Genomic DNA, 16,800 nt, shown 5'->3' with positions numbered 1-16,800 from the left:
ATGCCGTAGCCACCCAATAACTGTTTGCAAACGGTCCGCTCCGCCCGTAGAGCGCGTCGGATCTCGCCTGCAAGTGAATGAATTATATCGGAGAGCCGAGAAACCCCGACGGGTAGTGCGAAATGGCCTACACATGTGTCGACTGTGAGTGGTCAATCGACGGCGAATCGGTCGAAAACGCCGGATCGGCAGCGATCGAACATCACGTCGACTCCGGCCACGCGATCGAGCGACGTCCCGATCGATCCGACGAGGAGATCACCGTCGGTGCCGAGGACGCGGATCGCGCACGCTCGGACTGACGGCCTCGACGCTACCCACGTTTATCCGAGACCGCTCCATCCGGTCTGAAACCCAGCCACGCACGGACAGCAACCGTCTCAGTCCTCGCCTCGAACACCCATCGCCGCCCGCTCGCTGGCCTGCTCGATGAACTCCGGATCGAGGGCGTCCATCTCGCCGGCCTGGACGCTCCAGAGGTTGGCATAGAGGCCGTCCTCCTCGAGCAATGCCTCGTGATCCCCGCGTTCGACGATCCGGCCGTCCTCGACGACCAGCACCTCGTCGGCCTTCCGGACCGTCGAGAGGCGGTGGGCGATGATGAACGTCGTCCGGTCCTCGGTGAGGTCGTCCAGGCTCCGCTGGATCAACATCTCCGTCTCGGTGTCGACCGCGCTGGTCGCCTCGTCGAAGATCAGGATCGAGGGATCGTTCAGGATGGTTCGGGCGATACAGATCCGCTGGCGCTGGCCCCCCGAGAGCATCACGCCGCGCTCGCCGACGCGGGTGTCGTACCCCTCGGGCATCCGCTCGATGAACTCGTGGGCCTCCGCGCGCTTCGTGGCCCGTTCGACCTCCTCGTCGGTCGCGTCAAAGGCGCCGTAGACGATGTTCTCTCTGACCGTTCCGTCGAACAGGAACGGGTCCTGGCTGACGTAGCCGATCGACTCCCGCAGGCTCTCTACGGTGACCTCCCGGACGTCGTGGCCGTCGACCCGAACCGCCCCGCTGTCGACGTCGTAGAGCCGAAGCAGGAGTTTGAGGATCGTCGTCTTTCCCGCGCCCGTGGGACCGACGAGGCCGATCGTCTGGCCGGGCTCGACCTCGAAATCGATGTCGTGGAGCACCGGCTCCTCGTCGCCGTAGGAGAAGTCGACGTCGTCGTACTCGACTCGCCCCCGAACGTCGCCGAGGTCGGTCGCGCCCTCCGCGGAGCGAATCGAGACCGGGATCGACATCAGGGCAAAGATCCGGCTCGAGGAGGCCTTGGCGTCCTCGTAGCGATCGACGGCCTCGCTCATCTGTGCGAGGGGGTCGACGAGCTGTTGGGTCAGCAAAAGGAAGGTGACGAGGTTCCCGATCGAGAGGTTGCCGGTGAACGGTCCCGGCGGCCCCGAGATGACCCAGAGGCCCCCGACGATGAACGTCGCGACGAAGGCGATCGAGGTCAAGATCTGGAGGCCCGGGCGGTAGATGAAGTTCATCCGCAGCGCCAGCCAGTCACGGCGGAAGTACTCGTAGGAGGCGTCCCTGACGCGTTCGTCCTCGAACTCCTCGGTGGTCGCGCTCTTGATGACCTCGATCCCCCCCAAATTGTTCTCGAGGCGGGTGTTCAGATCGCCGACGGTCTCACGGATGTCGGCGTACATCTCCTCGACGATCGACATGAACCAGTAGGTGAAGAGTGCGGCCAGCGGGATGACGAACAGCGTGACGAGCGCGAGTTGCCAGTTGATCCAGAGCAGAACGCCACCGATCCCGATGACAAGCACGACGAGCTGAATGACGCTGTCGGTCATGTTGTCGAGGAAGAGCTCCAGGCGATTCGTGTCGTTGTTCAGGATGCTCATGAGCTGGCCCGTCTGCATCTCGTTGAAGAAGTCCATGTCCAGGCGCTGCATCGCCTGGTAGGAGGAGGTCCGGACCTCGTGTTTGACCCGGTGAGAGAACAGGTTCAGCGTGGACTGGCGGAAGAAATGCATGACCGCGGCGAGCGCCATCGTCCCGCCCATCAGCGCCGCCGAGAGCCAGAACTGGCCGGTCTCGGTCGCCGGGATCCAGGCGTTGGGGATGACCGGGAGCGTGTAGGCCGCGGAGTCATTGAAGATGGCGTCGATGGCGGCCCCGAGAATGATCGGCGGGACAAGCCCGAGAAACCGGGCCATCGTGCTCGCGAGGACGCCGACGACGAACCAGTGGAGGTCGTCGCGTCCGTACTCGGTGAACAGCCGAACGATCGGCCGGGAGACGTCTTCTCGGTGCTCGTTCAGTAGCGTCGAATCGGGGTCTGCGTCCGTACTCATTAGGGATATGGGCCTCCGCTGACCGCGCGTCTAGGGTCGGTTGTTCTCAATCCTCCGGCCTATATAACCCCCTATTCCGCGGCAGAGCTAGCCGGCACCGGCTACGAGACCGGCCTTTTAGGTCCCCCTCTTCGAATACGGGAGCATGCGACCGACGCTCTCGGATGGGGTCATGCTGATGTACAACGTAGCGGTCCTCCTGAGTGCCGGCTACATGACCGTCCAGTTCGGCATCGAGGATCGGGTGGTGTTGCTCGGGATCGCGGTCGTCTTCGGGCTCTTCTGGACCGTCTACTTCCGGATCGCGGTCCTCCCGCGACTGCTAGAGAACGCCGACCTGCCGGCCGACGAAGAGGAGGGCAGCGAGCGCGATCCGGGAGCCGACAGGAGGAGTTAGTCGTCGCCGGGTGCGGGTGGGGAGCGGCCGGCGTCGGCCAGCGACTCGCCGCGCCAGGTGTCCCGCCGAAACCAGAGGAAGGCGATCGCGGCGCCGGCGACGTTCGAGATCGCAAAGGAGGCCCAGAGCCCGATCGAGCCGAGGGCAACCGAGCCGCCGAAGGCGACGGGAAGCCGGAAGATCGCGAGGGTGCCGATGGCGATGACTGCGGCGACGGTCGTCTCGCCGGCGCCCCGGAAACCACCGGTGTACGCCCGGAGGATCCCCATGAACCCGAAGCTGAAGGCGACCACCCGGAGGAAGGTAGCGCTTTCGGCGGCCACCGCGGGATCGGTCGTGAAGATCGCCGAGATCGGGCGGGCGGCGAGGAAGGTGACGGCGCCGGCGGCGGTGAGGACGGCAAAGAGGAACTTCGCGCCGTAGTGGTTCGTCCGGGCCGCGCGGTCGGGCTTGCCCGCGCCGATGTTCTGGCCGGTCATCGTCTCAACGCCCTGGGAGAACGCGATCGCGGGCAGGAACATCACCGAGAAGATCCGCGTGCCGATCCCGTAGGCCGCGACGACCGTCGTCGGGAACGTCGCGACGATCACGAGCAGGAGGTTGATCGAGATCGCACGGCCGGTGCCCTCGACGGAGGCCGGAAGGCCGATCCCCAACAGCTTCTTTGCGTAGCCGAGGTCGGGGACCATCTGGCTCGGACGGATGCGGACGCCCCGATTCCCCCGGAACATGATCCAGAGGCCGACGGCGAAGGCGAGCGCCCGCGAGACGATGGTCGCGATCGCGGCGCCCTCGATGCCGCTGCCGGCGAAGCCCGTCGCCCCGTAGAGGGAGCTTTCGAGGCCCTCCAGAGCGAGCCACGCGAAGATCGGGTTGTCGGTGAACCCGAAGATCAGGAAGGGGTCGAGCGCGATGTTGAGCACGACCGAGCCGAACATGACGAGCATCGGGGTGATCGTGTCGCCGTAGCCCCGCATCAGCGCGATGAACATCGCGAACCCGAAGACGAACACCAGCCCCACGGAAAAGACCTCCATGTAACTCGCCGCGAGCGGGGCGTAGGCGGGGTCCGCTCCCAGCAGCGCGACGAGGTCGTCGACGACGAACAGGCCGAGCGCGCCGAGGGGGATCGAGATGAGCACCGAGAAGGCGACGGTCTGGGAGGCGGCGTACTCGGCCTCCCGGAACTTGTCGGCGCCGACGTTCTGGGCGACGAGGACGCTACCGGCGACCGAAAGCCCGATCGCAAACGAGATCAACAGGAAGACCATCGGGAACGCGAAGCTGATCGCCGCCAGTGCGTCCGTGCTGTACTGGCCGAGCCAGAACGTATCGACCAGGTTGTAGGCGGTCTGAAAGAGGTTGGTGACGACGATCGGCAGGGAGAGGTAGAGCAGGGGTTTGCCGATCTCGCCGCTGGTCAGGTCGAGGTCCTCGCTGCTGACGAACAGGGAATCGAGGCGCTCGCGGAGACTCACGCGGCCCCCTCCGTCGATCCCGATTTCCCGGCCGCGACGTCCGTTTCCCGGCTCCCGGCCCGGCGGCGGCCGCCGGCGGTCAGGGAGCCGACCGATCGGTCAGTCATGGCTGACTTACCGGTCAGTCGGCCAAGTATCTGTCGGACCGAGGACTGTGTAGCAGGCCGGCGGCTCGACGGCTCGAGAACTGAGGGAAAACGAGGGGTCGGCTACTGGCCGCCGAGCTTCCGTCGCCCGATGTGGACGCCCGCGGGGGTGACGATGATCTGGTCGTCGCCCTTCTGGACGATGTCGCCGCCGACCTCCTCGGTGACCTGGCGGAGTTCGTCGATGACGTGTTCGATCCGTCCGTTGCTCGCCCGCAGGTGGGAGATGTCGGCGATGACGATGTCGCCGTCGTACACCGCGTCCTTGATGTCGATCGCCGACGCCTGGCCGTCGATCTCGGCGATGTGTACCTGCGTCGCGGCCTCCTCTACGTCCGCGGGCGCGAGATCGAGTTCGACGTAGTCGTCGGCGTTGCGCCGGGACTGGTGGTTTCCCCCCAGGATCGAGTCCATAAAGCCCATAACCGACAGGGTTCCCCGCCGCGAGTATAGTTCTTACGTTACCGCCGGTTCCCCGCGGCTCAAGAGCCGTCGGGGATCGCTCCCTCGGCGCGCAACCGCTCGAGGTCTCCCTCGCCGTAGCCGTACTCCCCCAGCACCGCCGCAGTGTGCTCGCCGAGTCGCGGCGGCGGCCGCCGGATCGTCGCCGGCGTCCGCGAGAGGAACATCGGCGAGCCGGGCATCTCGACGGTCCCGGCCGTCGGATGGGCGACCTCCTGGCGCATCCCGCGGGCCTCGATCTGGGGGTCGTCAAAGACCCCCTCCATCCGCTTGACCTCGCTCGCGGGCACGTCCGCCGCCGTCAGCCGCGCGACGGCCTCCTCGGTGGTGTACTCCCCGAAGGCCGCCTCGAGTCGCCGATCGAGGGCCTCCCGGTTTCGAACCCGCTTTTCGTTTGTCGAAAAGCGGTCGTCGGCCGCGAGCGCCGGGACCTCGAGGGCCCGACAGAGCGCCTGCCAGCTGGCGTCGTCGGTACAGGCGACGACGACGTGGCCGTCGGCCGTGGCGAACGCCTGATAAGGGGCGATGTTGGGATGTTTGCTTCCCATCCGGCCGGGCGACTCGCCGGTCGCGAAGTAGTTCTCGGCCTGGTAGCTCATCCAGGCCGCCTGACAGTCCAGCAGGCTCACCTCGACTTTCTGGCCCGTCCCGTCGCCCAGCTCGCGCTCGAGGAGGGCGGCGAGGATCGCCTGGGTCGCGTACATTCCCGCGCCGATGTCGGCGATGGCGACCCCGACGCGGACCGGCGGGCCGCCCTCCTCGCCGGTGATGCTCATCATCCCGCCTCGCGCCTGCATCACGATATCGTAGGCAGGGGCGTCGCGGTCCGGTCCCCACTCGCCGTACCCCGACAGCCCACAGTAGATCAGTCCCGGGTTCTCGCCCGCGAGATCGCCGTACTCGAGACCCCAGTCGGCGGTTTTCCCGACCCGGAAGTTCTCGACGACGACGTCGGCTTCGCTCGCCAGATCGCGAAAGACCGTCTGACCGGCGTCCGTCGAGAGATCGAGTTCGACCGAGCGTTTGTTCCGGTTGACGCTCAGGTAGTAGGCGCTCTCCTCGCTGTCGCCGTAGGTCGGGGGTACCCACCGGCGGGTCCGGTCGCCGACGCCGGGCCGTTCGACCTTGATCACCTCGGCACCCAGGTCCCCGAGTTGCATCGTACAGAACGGTCCGACGAGCACCTGAGAGGCATCGAGCACCGTCAGTCCCGAAAGCGGTCCCTCCTCGCCGTCGAGGTCGCGCGTCTCGCCGACCATCGCCGGCACTTTCGAGGCCCGGGGGAAAGCGTTTGTCCCCGGGGCCATCCCCCGAAACCCCGCGTCACACAGCCGCGGCTCGCGGGCGGTCGTCGCGACATGCGAGGGTTGGGATTCGAACCCAAGGACCCCTACGGGAGCGGGTCTTAAGCCCACCGCCGTTGGCCTGGCTTGGCTACCCTCGCGAGAACTGCAATCGGGGGTTGAGGCGGAACCGGGATGGGCGTTTCGGTGTCGGGCAAGGAACCTGCCGCGAGCGAACGGCGTGAGAGCGGACCGAAGGGACTACCAATCGACGCTTAGTCGGCCGTCGCCGTGGGGGTCGGGCGCAATCTCCTCGTCGGTCCGGCGATCGACGACGTGGATACAGCCCTCGCCCTTTTTGGCGGGACAGATCTCCGCCGCGCGGACGTTCTCCGCGAGTTCGTCCTCGCCCACGAAGTAGGATCGGGGGGAGGCGAGCCCGGTGTCGAGGCTCAGCTCCCAGTTGTCGCTCGCCTCGGCGCACTTGCCCGCGCCGAAGCACTTGTTGGCCTCAAAAATGATCTTGTAGGGCTTCTCCTCGACCGGCGGGCCGTCCGCCGAACCGACGTCGCTCGGTCGCCGGATCTCCCCGTCTCGCTCGCTCATAGCCCGTCTTGGGAGCGAGGACCTTTCGCCGTTGCGATCCTCGCTCCCCGAATGCCGAGTGATACCAACCCACAGAATTTTATACCTCTCCGGTGTACGGTTGTGCGGATATGTCTGACAATACGTTCGCTTCGACAGGGGGTGAAACAAGCGGGCGAGGACCGGACGACTACGACCGCCTGTTCGACGTGCTCTCTGCCCACAGGCGGCGGATCGTGCTCCGGCATCTGGCCGACGTGGGGGTGGCGTCGGTCGGGGAACTCGCGGACCGTCTCGTCGCTCGCGGCGTGGACGACCCGGACGCGACCATCGCGCTGCGCCACGGGGACCTTCCGCGGCTCCGGGACGCACGCCTCATCGAGTACGACCCGCGATCCGAAACCGCCCGCTACGACGGCGACCCGCTCGTCGAGGAACTGCTCTCGCGGACGAGAGCGGGCGACCGCCGGGCGTAGTCACCCCATATCCCCGATCAGATCGCTCGCGACCCCGACGTAGGTCTCCGGCGAGAGCGCACGGATCTCCCTCCCCACGTCGGAATCGAGGTCGGGATCGTCGGCGATCGCCCGGAGGTCCTCGATGGTCACCGTCTCCCCGCGGGTGAGTGCCTTGACGCGCTCGTAGGCGTCGTCGTACCCCTCCCGCCGGAGGATCGTCTGGATCGCCTCGCCGATCACTTCGGGATGGCCCCGGAGCTCCTCGCGCATGACGGCCTCGTTGGGCACCACCTTCTCGAGTCCCGCCCCCGTCTTCTCGTAGCCGATCAGGCAGTGGGCCAGCGCGGTTCCGATGTTGCGCTTGACCGTCGAGTCCGAGAGGTCGCGCTGGAGCCGGGAGGTCGTGACGTAGTCGGCGAGGAAAGTCAGATCCGAATTGGCCTTCGAGAGGTTCCCCTCGCTGTTCTCGAAGTCGATCGGGTTCACCTTGTGGGGCATCGTCGAGGAGCCCGTCTCGCCCTCCGTGGTGGCCTGTCCGAGGTAGCGATCCGAGACGTAGAGCCAGACGTCCCGATCGAGGTCGATGAGGACGTCGTTGACCCCGCGGAGCGCGTCGAACAGGACCGCGAGGTCGTCACAGGGGTTGACCTGGGTCGTGAGCGGTTCGAACTCGAGTCCCAGGTCGGTCACGAACTCCCGGGCGAACGCGGGCCAGTCGACCTCGGGGTAGGCGGCGACGTGGGCACCGTAGGTGCCGCTTGCGCCGCCGAGCTTTCCCCGGAGGTCTCCTCCCGCCGCCTCGAGGCGGCCGGTCGCCCGGCCCAGCCGGGCGGCGTAGACCGCCATCTCCTTGCCGAAGGTGGTCGGCGTCGCGGGCTGGCCGTGGGTCCGGGCGAGCATCGGGAGGTCGCGGTGCTCGCGGGCCATTCCCGCGAGGGTGGTCCGGCGGTCGAACAGTTCGGGAAGGAGCACGTCCTCGACCGCGTCGGCGAGCAGCAGCCGGTGGGCGAGGTTGTTGACGTCCTCGCTCGTGAGCCCGAAGTGGATCCACGGCGAGGCGTCGCTTCCCTCGGGGAGGTGGTAGCGAAGGAAGTACTCCACGGCCTTGACGTCGTGGTTGGTCGCCTCGTAGGGGCCGTGGCCCTCGACCTCGATCTTCTTGATCAGCTCGGCGTCCTCCTCGGCGAAGCTGTTGTACTGCTTTCGGAGGTGGTTTCGTTCGTCCAGATCGAGTTCCAGCGCCGTGGCGTCGAGTTCGGCCAGCGCGATCAGGTACTCGACCTCGACGCGCAGGCGCGCACGCATCAGCGCCGCCTCGCTGGCGTACGGTGAAAGCGCCGCGGTCCGGTTGCCGTAGCGGCCGTCGATCGGCGAGACGGCGTAGAGGGCGTCGGCCATGTGGGGGAGTCCACCACGGTCCGGAAAAAGCGTGTCGGAAGCCGCCGCCACGGGCGTGCATACTTCCCCACTCGTTCCCGCTCTCGGCGCGAATAAAATACACATTCGTGGATATCCGGTCGCCGGCGACCGCAACCGCTTTCCGCCTGCCGCGAGGAGACCGGCACATGACGCGACTCGCCGGGATGGCCGGCAACCGTGGGCGTAACCTGCTGAACATCGCCGACCGCGCGCCGGACGGGGCGGAACTCGCAGTCGTCCTCGCGACCGACGAGGACGCGCCCGTTCTCGAGGACGCGGCCGAACGGGGGATCCCGACCGAAACCGTTCCCCTGCGGGAGGGAGAACAGCGCCGCGAACACGAGGAGCGCGTCCTCGACGCCCTCGCCGACCACGAGTTCGACCTGGTCTGTCTCGACGGCTACATGCGCATCCTCTCCGATACCTTCCTTTCGGAGGCGCCGACGACGCTGAACGTCCATCCCTCGCTGCTGCCCGCCTTCCCCGGCACCGACGCCTGGGGCGACGCGCTTTCGGCGGGCGTCTCGGTCACGGGGTGTACGGTCCACGTCGTCACCGACGCGACCGACGACGCGGGCGAGGTGATCGAGAGCGAGGTCGACGCCGGCCCGATCGTCACCCAGGAACCGGTCCCGGTGTACGACGGCGACGACGAAGAGAGTCTGAAAGAACGAGTCCTCTACGAGGGAGAGTTCCGGGCCTATCCCCGAGCCGTGAAGTGGTTCGCCGGGGACGCAGTCGAAGTGGATCTCGAGACGGGCGAGGTGACGGTCGAGGTGGACGTGGCGAGCACGGAGGGAGCCGATCACGACGGGCTTCCGGCACGCCGACTCGTCTCCGACGACCGCGCCGACACCCTCCGCTACGGCGAGAACCCCCATCAGGACGCGGCGGTGTACGAGGACTACACCACGGAGGAGGCGAGCGTCGTCGGCGCCGAGCAGTTGAACGAGGGCGCGAAGGCACTCAGCTACAACAACTACAACGACGCCGACGGCGCCCTGAACCTGATCACGGAGTTCGAGGAGCCCGCCGCCGCCGTCATAAAGCACACCAACCCCGCGGGCTGTGCGACCGCCGATACGCTCGCGGAGGCCTACGAGAAGGCCCTCGCGACGGACCCGATGAGCGCCTTCGGCGGCATCGTCGCGCTCAACCGCGAGTGCGACGCCGCGACCGCAGAACGAGTGATCGACTCGTTCAAGGAGGTCGTCGTCGCGCCGGGCTACACCGACGACGCCCTCGAGACCCTCTTCGAGAAGGAGAACCTGCGGGTGCTCGACGTGGGCGAGCTGAACGACCGGACCGAACGGTTTACCGAGAAACCGCTCGTCGGCGGGCGACTCGTCCAGGAACGGGACCTGCAGTCGGTCGCAGTCGAGGATCTGGAGGTCGTCACCGAACGCGAGCCCAGCGACGAAGAGTTGGAGACGATGGTCTTCGCCTGGCAGACCCTCAAACACGTCAAGTCCAACGGCATTCTGTTCGCCGACGGCACCGAGACCGTCGGCGTCGGGATGGGCCAGGTCTCCCGGGTCGATGCCGTCCGGCTTGCGGCGATGAAAGCCGACGAGCACGCCGAGGGGAAAGACGCCGATGGCGCGGTGATGGCCTCGGACGCCTTCTTCCCGTTCCCCGACGGCATCGAGGCGGCCGCCGAGGCGGGCATCGCGGCGGTCGTCCAGCCCGGCGGCTCGGTCAACGACGACGACGTGATCAAGGCCGCCGACGACCACGGGATGGCGATGGCGTTTACGGGCCAGCGGGCGTTTAGACACGATTAGTACCGCCAAGGGTGGGCGGTTTTTGGTCCAGATTTTTGCGCGAGCGGTGAGCGACCGTCGAGAGCGATCCCGAGCGGAAAAAGGTGGATGCCGCGATCGCGTTTGCGGGCCAGCGGGCGTTTAGACACGACTAGCCGCCGACACCGACTCGGGTCCCTATACTGGCAACCGGTTGCGGAGCCGTTTCCACAGCGCTACCACGCGCCTGCCCCGCCGGGCCATGATTACCGCGCCCTCGCTCTCGCGGGCGATCGCCTCGGGGACGTCGCCGACGAGCACCCGCCGGAGGAAGCCGCCTCGAGTGGCGCCCAGTACGGTGACGTCGTGGCCGCGCTCGCGGCCTCGCTCGACGATCTCGGGGACGACGTCGCCGACGAGGACGGTCTCCTCGACGGACTCGACAGCACCCAGCGCGGCCGAGGTCTGGGTCAACAGTTCCCGGGCTTCGGCCATCCGTTCTTCGTCCTCGTCGCCGACAACGGTGACGAGTTCGACCCGGGCGCCGTGTTCGCGCGCGATCGAGCCCGCAACCTCGGCGGCATACTCGGTGTGGGGACCGCCGGCGACGGGGACGAGAATCGACTCGACCGCGTCGCTGGCGCGGTCGATCCGCTTGACGAGGACGTCACAGAGCGCTTCCGAAAGGATCTCGTCGATGTAGCTCCCTAGGACGATCTCGCGGCGCCGGGGGCGGCCCCGCCACCCGACCAGGATCGCCTCCACCTCCTCGCGCTCGGCGACCGAGACGACGCCTCCGGCGACGTCCCGGCCGAAGCGGAGCCGGCCGGTCGCGGGGACGCCCGCCTCCGCGGCGAGCCCTCGGGCGGAGGTGACGACCGCCTCCTCGCTCTCGACGTCCATCGCCTCGCGGGCCCGCTCGAGGGGCAACTGCATCGGGACCTCGACGACGGTCAGAACGAGGATCGAGAGATCCCGGTCCCGGGCGAGATCGATCGCGGTGTCGAGCAGCCGCTCTGCGGTCTCGGGGTTGGCGACCGGCACGAGAACTGCGGGGCGATCGCCCGGCATTGGCGGAGTCGAAGGGTGGAGAGCCCTTAACTGTCGGCCCGTTCCGACTGGCTCAAACCCGCGTTTCACCTTGGGCCGGTGCTATGTTCTCGCGCCCGGATGGGTGAGCCATGCAGGGAGCCAACCCGGCGAACCGACGGCGATTCCTCGCGGGAACGGCGACCCTCGTCGCGACCGCGACGGCGGGCTGTACGGGCACCGCGTTCCGACCGGGCAGCGGGGAGGGAGCCGGCGACCCCGACCCTACCGGAAACGGGCGGCTCGTCGAGGTGAGCGCCGGCGGCGAGGCGTCGGCCGATCCCGATCGGGCTCGCGCGCGCTTGGGCGTCGAGGCCGCGGGCGAGACCGCCGAGGCGGTTCGAACGGAGCTGGCGACCGACGGCGAGCAGCTCCGGGCGGCCCTCTCGGACCTCGTGCCCGAGAGGAACGTCCGAACCGCGGGCTACCGGATCGGCGAGCGCCGGCAAGGAACCGGATTCGAGGGGTACCACTCCTACGCCGTCGAGATCGAGGACGTGGATCGGGTCGGAGAGGTGATCGACCGGGCCGTCGAGGCCGGTGCCGACGACGTCGGCCGGGTCGGGTTCGCGCTCGCCCCTGACACTCGGGAGGAACTCCGCGAGGAGGCCCTCGCTGACGCGCTGGCCTCGGCCGACCGGGAGGCCGAAGCGATCGCGGCCGACCGCGGCGCCGACATCGTCGAAACCGCATGGGTCTCGACTGCCGGTGGCGGCCGGCCGGTCGAGGATCCCATTCCGGAGGCCGCGACCGACGCCGCCCGGGCGCCGACCGCCCTCGAGACGGAACCCGTCTCGGTCTCCGTGTCGGTGACCGTCGGCTACCGCCTCGAGTGAGAGTTCGCTCGGGTCCAACTACTCCTCGCCGTCGCGGTCCCGGGCGACGAACTCGTCGTAGAACTCCGCGGGGAGGTGCCGGCGCTCCCAGTCACGGCGGTCGGCGTCGCCGATCGCGGCCCCCCAGATCGAGAGCACGGCGATGAACGTCCCGATTCCGGGGACGACCGCGAGCAGGGTCGTGAGAAGCGGCTCGACGACGACCCAGCCGACGAACCGGGAGAACAATCCCGATATATCGGGGCCGAACAGGAGCCAGCGGCCGGCAAACGGCGCGAGCGCGACGATCGCGAACGGGTAGACGACGGCGTCCAGAACGGGGCCGCCGTAGCCGCGGACGAACGCGAGCGCGAAGTACGTCCAGACGAGCACCGAGCCGACGATCCCGCCGACGCGCTGCTCGGGGATGCTCGCTTCGGGCGCGAGAACGGAGACGTCGCCGTAGACGGCGGCGACGCTCCCGAAGTAGCCGAGCCAGAAGACGACGACCGCGACGGCGACTGTCAGCGCGTGGACCGACCGGCGCTGGCGGTCGAAACTCGCGAGGCCAAGCGGACGCTCCATCCTCCGGAAGTCCGTTCGCCCGACCGTTCAACGTTCCGAGTCGGATCGGGAGCCGAGAGGTGGCCGCTCAGTCGTCGGCGGGAACGGTCGGCTGTGACTGTGCGTCGGTCATCGCGAGGACGTCGTCGAAGAAGGTAAGCGAGTCGTGGGGCCCGGGGTTGGCCTCCGGGTGGTACTGGCGGGTGATGACGTCGGCGTCCGTGCCGACCAGTCCCTCGGGGGTGTCGTCGTTGACGTTGACCTGGGCGACCGCGAGGCGGTCGCCGGGATCGCCGACGGTGTAGCCGTGGTTCTGGGTCGTCATCACGACGCGCTTGGAATCGAGGTCGAGGACCGGCTGGTTGACCCCGCGGTGGCCGAACGCCATCTTCTCGGTGGTTCCCCCCAACGCGCGGGCGACGATCTGCTGGCCGAGGCAGATGCCGGCGATCGGGACCTCGCCCGTGAGCTCGGAGACGAGCGCCACGGCGGCCTCGTAGTTCGCGGGGTCGCCGGGACCGTTCGAGATGAACAGGAGGTCCGGATCGGTTTCGAGGACGTCCTCCGTGGTTGCATCGTAGGGGAGCACGGAGACGCTGGCGCCGCGTTCGACCAGCGAGGAGATTATCGAGCCCTTGACCCCGCAGTCGATCAGCGCGACCGAGGGGGCCTCGGGGTCGTCGGGGCCGTACTCCTCGGCCTCGCCGACGCTGACCTGGGCGCCGATCTCGGCGTGATCGCTCATCGCCACGCAATCATCGAGTTCCGCCAGAGCGTCCTCCTCGGTAACCGACTCGCCGACGGCGATCCCACACTTCATCGCGCCGCCTTCCCGGATGTCCGTAACGATCTCTCGGGTGTCGAGGTGGTCCATCGCGGGGACGCCCTCGCTTTCGAGCCAGTCGGTGACGCTCTCGGTCAGTTCGCGGGCGACGACCGCGCGGGGGTGGATCCGGTCGGACTCGAATCGCTCCTCGCGGACGCCGTAGTTGCCGATCAGCGGATACGAGAAGGTAAGCACCTGCTCCTCGTAGGAGGGGTCGGTGAGGCTCTCCTCGTAGCCGGTGTAGGCGGTCGTAAAGACGATCTCGCCGTTGGCTGTCCCCGGCGCACGCCCGCGTCCCTCGATGACGTGGCCGCCTTCCAGGGCGACGTAGGCCGCTGTCATTACGAGATACGTACCGGTCGATTCCTATAAGCGTTGTCTTCGAAGGTTCGTTACGAAATTCGTAATCGTCAAGTGTGCCTCGCGTGTAGGGTCGGACCTCAATGGACGAGCTGGACCGGCGCATCCTCCACAGCCTCCGGCGGGACGCCCGAAAACCCTACACCGAGATCGCCGAGGAGGTGGGGACCAGCGAGGGGACGGTCCGCAACCGCGTCGAGCGGATGGTCGAGGAGGGGACCATCGAACGCTTCACGGTGACGACCCGGACGGGCAACGTCAAGGCGATGCTCGAGATCGGTGTCGCGGTCGACGTCGATACCGCCCGCGTCTCCGAGCGGATGGCCGAGTGGGCCGAAGTCGACTTCGTCTGGATGGTTTCGGGCGAGGAGGACATAGTGCTCGTCGTCGACGCCGCCGACACGAAAAGCGTCAACGACCTCATCAGCCAGGCCAGAGAACAGGAGGAGGTCGTCAGCACGAAGACGCGGCTGATCCTCGACGAACAGCTGGGCTGACTACTCCTCGGGGGGCTCGCCGATGCCGGGACTCGAGGAGCCGAGGACGCTGTCGGGGTGTTTCCGGCGGTGGATCTCCCGGTAGAGCCGCCGGAGGAGCCGGTCGGTGATCCCGTTTCGAACCCGTGCCTCGACGCGGCCGTCCCGGATCGCGGCGACGACGGACTCGGGGGTGAGTTCGGGCGCGTCGATCAGGGTGTACGCCCGGCCGGCCTCGATGGGGTAGTGGGCGTCGCTGCCGCCGACGAGGGGCAGGCCCCGTTTCTCGGCGATCTCGGCGACCAGCGGCCGGGTCTGGGGGTGTTTGCCGTTGATCTCGACGGCGTCGACCGCGAGGTCGTCGAGCTCGGTGACGGTGCTGTTCCGGAAGGGGTGGGCGACGATCGCCGCACAGCCCCGGTCGTGGGCGAGCCCGACGGTTTCGGCGGGAGTGAGCTCGCCCGGGGCGGTCTCGCGTGGCGGGTCGGGTCCGACGACGAGGACGTGGCCGCGGGTGGTCGAGACCTCGACGCCGGGGATGACGGTCGCTCCCGACGGGGAGAACGGGGTGTAGTAGTCGTGGTTGGTCGTCGCGACCCCGTCGAGGCCGCGTCGCGCGGTCTCCCAGGCGAGAAGCCGGACCCCGAGCGGGTCGAACAGGTCGCCGAGCGTACGATGGCCGTGAAATGCGCGCGTGTGGGCGTGGAGGTCGACGGCGAACACACCTTGTGTAAGCACACCCGGTACTTTTGCTCTTCCTAAACGTATCGCCGCCATGGCCAGGGACGAGAACGGGCGCATGCTGATCTGCAACCCGACGAGCGGGAGCGGCAACCACGTCGATCGCGTGGTCGAACTCGCCGGCGAGTACGGCTTGGCCGTCCGTCGGACCGAGGGGGAGGGCCACGCGCGGGAACTCGCCCGCGAGGCCGCCCCCGACGTCGATCTCGTCGCGGCGGCCGGCGGCGACGGCACGATCAACGAGGTCGTCAACGGGATGGCCGAGGCCGACGCCCTAGAGGACACGACCCTCGGGGTCGTCCCCGGCGGGACGGGCAACAACTTCGCCTCGAACGTCGGGATCGAGGGCGTCGAGGACGCCTTCGAGGTCATCGACGACGGCGAGCGCCGCGACCTCGACCTGGGGGTGACGAACGAGCGCGCGTTCGTCAACTCCTGTGTCTGTGGGATCACCGCCGAGGCCAGCGGGGCGACGAGCTCCGAGGAGAAAGACCGCTTCGGCATCCTCGCCTATCTCCTGAAGGGAATCGAGCAGGTGAGCGAGTTCGACGCCCTCCCGCTCCGGGTCGAACTCGGCGGGGGCGAGGGCCAGCCGGTCCGCTGGGAGGGCGAGGCGATGTTCGTCCTCGTGGGCAACTGCCGGCGGTTTACGACCGCCCGGCGCGCCCAGGCGAACGTCGAGGACGGCGAGTTCGAGGTCGCGATCATCGAGCGAGCGTCGGCGGCCGACCTCGCCGGCGAGGCCGCCTTCGGGGGGCTGTTCGGCGAGGACGGCAACGACGCGATCGTCCGCCGGCGGGCGCCCTCGCTGTCGATCGAACACCGGGAAGGCGAGACAGTCGAGTACAGCCTCGACGGCGAGATGCTGGCGGCCGAGGCCCTCGAACTCCGGACCCACGCCGGGGCGCTCTCGGTGGCCGTCGGCGACGGCTACCGGCCGGACCCCGACGCCGACGACGGAGGGCTCGGGATCGGCGCCGGCGACGCGCGGTAGGCCGCGAGTCGATACTGGTTTGTGGCCCCTTCCCGATCGTAGCGTCATGAGCACGCGCCAGACCGCCGACGACGCCGTCCACGAGAACGCCGCCCAGGACGTCGTCGCCGTGGAGGCCGACGACACCGCCATCGAGACGGTCAACCGCCTCGAGGCCCACACCGGCGACGGGATCCGCCACCGGGCGTTTACGGCCCTGGTCTTCGATCGCGACGACAACGTTCTGCTGGCCCGCCGGGCCCCCGGCAAACGCCTCTGGGGGAGCTACTGGGACGGCACCGTCGCCTCCCACCCCGCCGAGGGCCAGAGCCAGGAGGAGGCTACCCGCGAACGGCTGGCGGAGGAACTCGGGATCACCGACGACCAGTACCACGACCTCCGGGTCACCGATCGTTTCGAGTACAAACGATACTTCGAGAACGCCGGCGTCGAACACGAGGTCTGTGCGGTGCTCCAGCTCACCCTCTCGGAGGTCGACCTCGAGCCCGATCGCGAGGAGGTCGCCGGCCTGCTGTGGGTGCCCTATGACCGCCTCCGGAACTCCCCCGAGGACTACCGTCAGCTCCGCCTCTGTCCGTGGTTCGAGATCGCCATGCGCCGGGACCTGTAGGCGTTCTCGGCGTGTGACACACAGTGACAACCCTTATGGTCGGGGGTTCCGT

At 68.1% G+C, this 16,800-nt stretch carries 18 protein-coding genes and 1 tRNA gene; 8 read left to right on the top strand and 11 right to left on the bottom strand.

Annotation, left to right across the window (positions count from 1 at the left end; translation table 11 throughout):
- Positions 1-122 precede the first annotated feature (122 nt).
- Positions 123-302 (top strand): hypothetical protein, encoded by a 180-nt coding sequence (locus LCF40_RS00320; RefSeq protein ID WP_224826952.1) that lies wholly within the window; start codon positions 123-125, stop codon positions 300-302.
- A gap of 78 nt (positions 303-380) precedes the next feature.
- On the opposite strand, the gene LCF40_RS00315 is transcribed toward LCF40_RS00320, so the two are convergent.
- Positions 381-2,303, bottom strand: a complete 1,923-nt coding sequence (locus tag LCF40_RS00315) for an ABC transporter ATP-binding protein (RefSeq protein WP_224826951.1) — start codon at positions 2,301-2,303, stop codon at positions 381-383.
- A 145-nt stretch (positions 2,304-2,448) separates the two neighbouring features.
- Here LCF40_RS00315 and LCF40_RS00310 point away from each other — a divergent pair, with 145 nt between their 5' ends.
- The gene (locus LCF40_RS00310; RefSeq protein WP_224826950.1) at positions 2,449-2,700 is read left to right on the top strand and encodes a DUF8074 family membrane protein; all 252 of its coding nucleotides are present in this window, start codon (positions 2,449-2,451) and stop codon (positions 2,698-2,700) included.
- Here the strand turns inward: LCF40_RS00310 and LCF40_RS00305 are convergent.
- From LCF40_RS00305 to LCF40_RS00285, 5 genes are all read right to left on the bottom strand, one after another.
- On the bottom strand, positions 2,697-4,178 hold the full coding sequence (locus LCF40_RS00305) for an MATE family efflux transporter (protein ID WP_114577046.1): 1,482 nt from the start codon (positions 4,176-4,178) through the stop codon (positions 2,697-2,699). The genes LCF40_RS00310 and LCF40_RS00305 overlap by 4 nt on opposite strands.
- A 209-nt stretch (positions 4,179-4,387) precedes the next feature.
- Positions 4,388-4,747: a cell division protein SepF gene (locus LCF40_RS00300; RefSeq protein ID WP_114577045.1), complete on the bottom strand. Its 360-nt coding sequence runs from the start codon at positions 4,745-4,747 to the stop codon at positions 4,388-4,390.
- 59 nt (positions 4,748-4,806) lie between these two features.
- Positions 4,807-6,045 (bottom strand): CaiB/BaiF CoA transferase family protein, encoded by a 1,239-nt coding sequence (locus LCF40_RS00295; RefSeq protein WP_224826949.1) that lies wholly within the window; start codon positions 6,043-6,045, stop codon positions 4,807-4,809.
- Positions 6,046-6,145: 100 nt separating this feature from the next.
- Positions 6,146-6,230 (bottom strand) — tRNA-Leu (locus tag LCF40_RS00290).
- Positions 6,231-6,330: 100 nt separating this feature from the next.
- Positions 6,331-6,675 (bottom strand): ferredoxin, encoded by a 345-nt coding sequence (locus LCF40_RS00285; RefSeq protein ID WP_224826948.1) that lies wholly within the window; start codon positions 6,673-6,675, stop codon positions 6,331-6,333.
- Between the two features lie 110 nt (positions 6,676-6,785).
- On the opposite strand from LCF40_RS00285, the gene LCF40_RS00280 reads away from it, so the two are divergent.
- Positions 6,786-7,130: a DUF7344 domain-containing protein gene (locus LCF40_RS00280; RefSeq protein ID WP_224826947.1), complete on the top strand. Its 345-nt coding sequence runs from the start codon at positions 6,786-6,788 to the stop codon at positions 7,128-7,130.
- Here the strand turns inward: LCF40_RS00280 and purB are convergent, their stop codons facing one another.
- Complete coding sequence (purB, locus tag LCF40_RS00275) at positions 7,131-8,510, bottom strand: adenylosuccinate lyase (protein WP_224826946.1); 1,380 nt, start codon at positions 8,508-8,510, stop codon at positions 7,131-7,133. It abuts the gene before it with no gap.
- Between the two features lie 167 nt (positions 8,511-8,677).
- Between purB and purH the strand changes: the two genes are divergently transcribed.
- Positions 8,678-10,315, top strand: a complete 1,638-nt coding sequence (gene purH / locus LCF40_RS00270; RefSeq protein WP_224826945.1) for a bifunctional phosphoribosylaminoimidazolecarboxamide formyltransferase/IMP cyclohydrolase — start codon at positions 8,678-8,680, stop codon at positions 10,313-10,315.
- Positions 10,316-10,471: 156 nt separating this feature from the next.
- Here purH and LCF40_RS00265 read toward each other — a convergent pair whose 3' ends face one another.
- Positions 10,472-11,344, bottom strand: a complete 873-nt coding sequence (locus LCF40_RS00265; RefSeq protein ID WP_224826944.1) for a universal stress protein — start codon at positions 11,342-11,344, stop codon at positions 10,472-10,474.
- 110 nt (positions 11,345-11,454) lie between these two features.
- Here LCF40_RS00265 and LCF40_RS00260 point away from each other — a divergent pair, with 110 nt between their 5' ends.
- Positions 11,455-12,198 carry an SIMPL domain-containing protein gene (locus LCF40_RS00260; RefSeq protein ID WP_224826943.1) on the top strand — a complete coding sequence of 248 codons (744 nt, stop codon included), beginning with the start codon at positions 11,455-11,457 and terminating at the stop codon, positions 12,196-12,198.
- 18 nt (positions 12,199-12,216) lie between these two features.
- Here LCF40_RS00260 and LCF40_RS00255 read toward each other — a convergent pair whose 3' ends face one another.
- Together LCF40_RS00255 and carA are read right to left on the bottom strand one after the other, a co-directional pair.
- The gene (locus LCF40_RS00255) at positions 12,217-12,762 is read right to left on the bottom strand and encodes a DUF1129 domain-containing protein (RefSeq protein WP_224826942.1); all 546 of its coding nucleotides are present in this window, start codon (positions 12,760-12,762) and stop codon (positions 12,217-12,219) included.
- Between the two features lie 67 nt (positions 12,763-12,829).
- Positions 12,830-13,909 (bottom strand): glutamine-hydrolyzing carbamoyl-phosphate synthase small subunit, encoded by a 1,080-nt coding sequence (gene carA, locus LCF40_RS00250; protein WP_224826941.1) that lies wholly within the window; start codon positions 13,907-13,909, stop codon positions 12,830-12,832.
- A gap of 101 nt (positions 13,910-14,010) precedes the next feature.
- Here carA and LCF40_RS00245 point away from each other — a divergent pair, with 101 nt between their 5' ends.
- Entirely contained in the window at positions 14,011-14,424 is a 414-nt protein-coding gene (locus LCF40_RS00245; protein ID WP_224826940.1) for an Lrp/AsnC family transcriptional regulator, read from the top strand.
- On the opposite strand, the gene LCF40_RS00240 is transcribed toward LCF40_RS00245, so the two are convergent.
- Positions 14,425-15,126, bottom strand: a complete 702-nt coding sequence (locus LCF40_RS00240) for a PHP-associated domain-containing protein (protein ID WP_224826939.1) — start codon at positions 15,124-15,126, stop codon at positions 14,425-14,427.
- Between the two features lie 52 nt (positions 15,127-15,178).
- On the opposite strand from LCF40_RS00240, the gene LCF40_RS00235 reads away from it, so the two are divergent.
- Positions 15,179-16,138, top strand: coding sequence for a diacylglycerol/lipid kinase family protein (locus LCF40_RS00235; protein ID WP_224826938.1), 960 nt, complete (start codon positions 15,179-15,181; stop codon positions 16,136-16,138).
- A gap of 46 nt (positions 16,139-16,184) precedes the next feature.
- Complete coding sequence (locus LCF40_RS00230) at positions 16,185-16,748, top strand: isopentenyl-diphosphate Delta-isomerase (protein WP_224826937.1); 564 nt, start codon at positions 16,185-16,187, stop codon at positions 16,746-16,748.
- Positions 16,749-16,800 lie beyond the last annotated feature (52 nt).

It is taken from the genome of Saliphagus infecundisoli (assembly GCF_020177375.1).
Lineage (GTDB): Archaea > Halobacteriota > Halobacteria > Halobacteriales > Natrialbaceae > Saliphagus > Saliphagus infecundisoli.
This window is presented reverse-complemented; position numbering and strand designations above follow the sequence as displayed.

Bases quoted from the DNA above. Each gene is read 5' to 3' on its own strand.
- LCF40_RS00300 (WP_114577045.1), bottom strand. From the start codon at position 4,747: ATGGGCTTTATGGACTCGATCCTGGGGGGAAACCACCAGTCCCGGCGC.
- LCF40_RS00260 (WP_224826943.1), top strand. From the start codon at position 11,455: ATGCAGGGAGCCAACCCGGCGAACCGACGGCGATTCCTCGCGGGAACG.
- purB (WP_224826946.1), bottom strand. From the start codon at position 8,510: ATGGCCGACGCCCTCTACGCCGTCTCGCCGATCGACGGCCGCTACGGC.
- purH (WP_224826945.1), top strand. From the start codon at position 8,678: ATGACGCGACTCGCCGGGATGGCCGGCAACCGTGGGCGTAACCTGCTG.
- LCF40_RS00295 (WP_224826949.1), bottom strand. From the start codon at position 6,045: ATGGTCGGCGAGACGCGCGACCTCGACGGCGAGGAGGGACCGCTTTCG.
- LCF40_RS00315 (WP_224826951.1), bottom strand. From the start codon at position 2,303: ATGAGTACGGACGCAGACCCCGATTCGACGCTACTGAACGAGCACCGA.
- LCF40_RS00285 (WP_224826948.1), bottom strand. From the start codon at position 6,675: ATGAGCGAGCGAGACGGGGAGATCCGGCGACCGAGCGACGTCGGTTCG.
- LCF40_RS00310 (WP_224826950.1), top strand. From the start codon at position 2,449: ATGCGACCGACGCTCTCGGATGGGGTCATGCTGATGTACAACGTAGCG.
- carA (WP_224826941.1), bottom strand. From the start codon at position 13,909: ATGACAGCGGCCTACGTCGCCCTGGAAGGCGGCCACGTCATCGAGGGA.
- LCF40_RS00230 (WP_224826937.1), top strand. From the start codon at position 16,185: ATGAGCACGCGCCAGACCGCCGACGACGCCGTCCACGAGAACGCCGCC.
- LCF40_RS00320 (WP_224826952.1), top strand. From the start codon at position 123: ATGGCCTACACATGTGTCGACTGTGAGTGGTCAATCGACGGCGAATCG.
- LCF40_RS00265 (WP_224826944.1), bottom strand. From the start codon at position 11,344: ATGCCGGGCGATCGCCCCGCAGTTCTCGTGCCGGTCGCCAACCCCGAG.
- LCF40_RS00245 (WP_224826940.1), top strand. From the start codon at position 14,011: ATGGACGAGCTGGACCGGCGCATCCTCCACAGCCTCCGGCGGGACGCC.
- LCF40_RS00280 (WP_224826947.1), top strand. From the start codon at position 6,786: ATGTCTGACAATACGTTCGCTTCGACAGGGGGTGAAACAAGCGGGCGA.
- LCF40_RS00235 (WP_224826938.1), top strand. From the start codon at position 15,179: ATGGCCAGGGACGAGAACGGGCGCATGCTGATCTGCAACCCGACGAGC.
- LCF40_RS00255 (WP_224826942.1), bottom strand. From the start codon at position 12,762: ATGGAGCGTCCGCTTGGCCTCGCGAGTTTCGACCGCCAGCGCCGGTCG.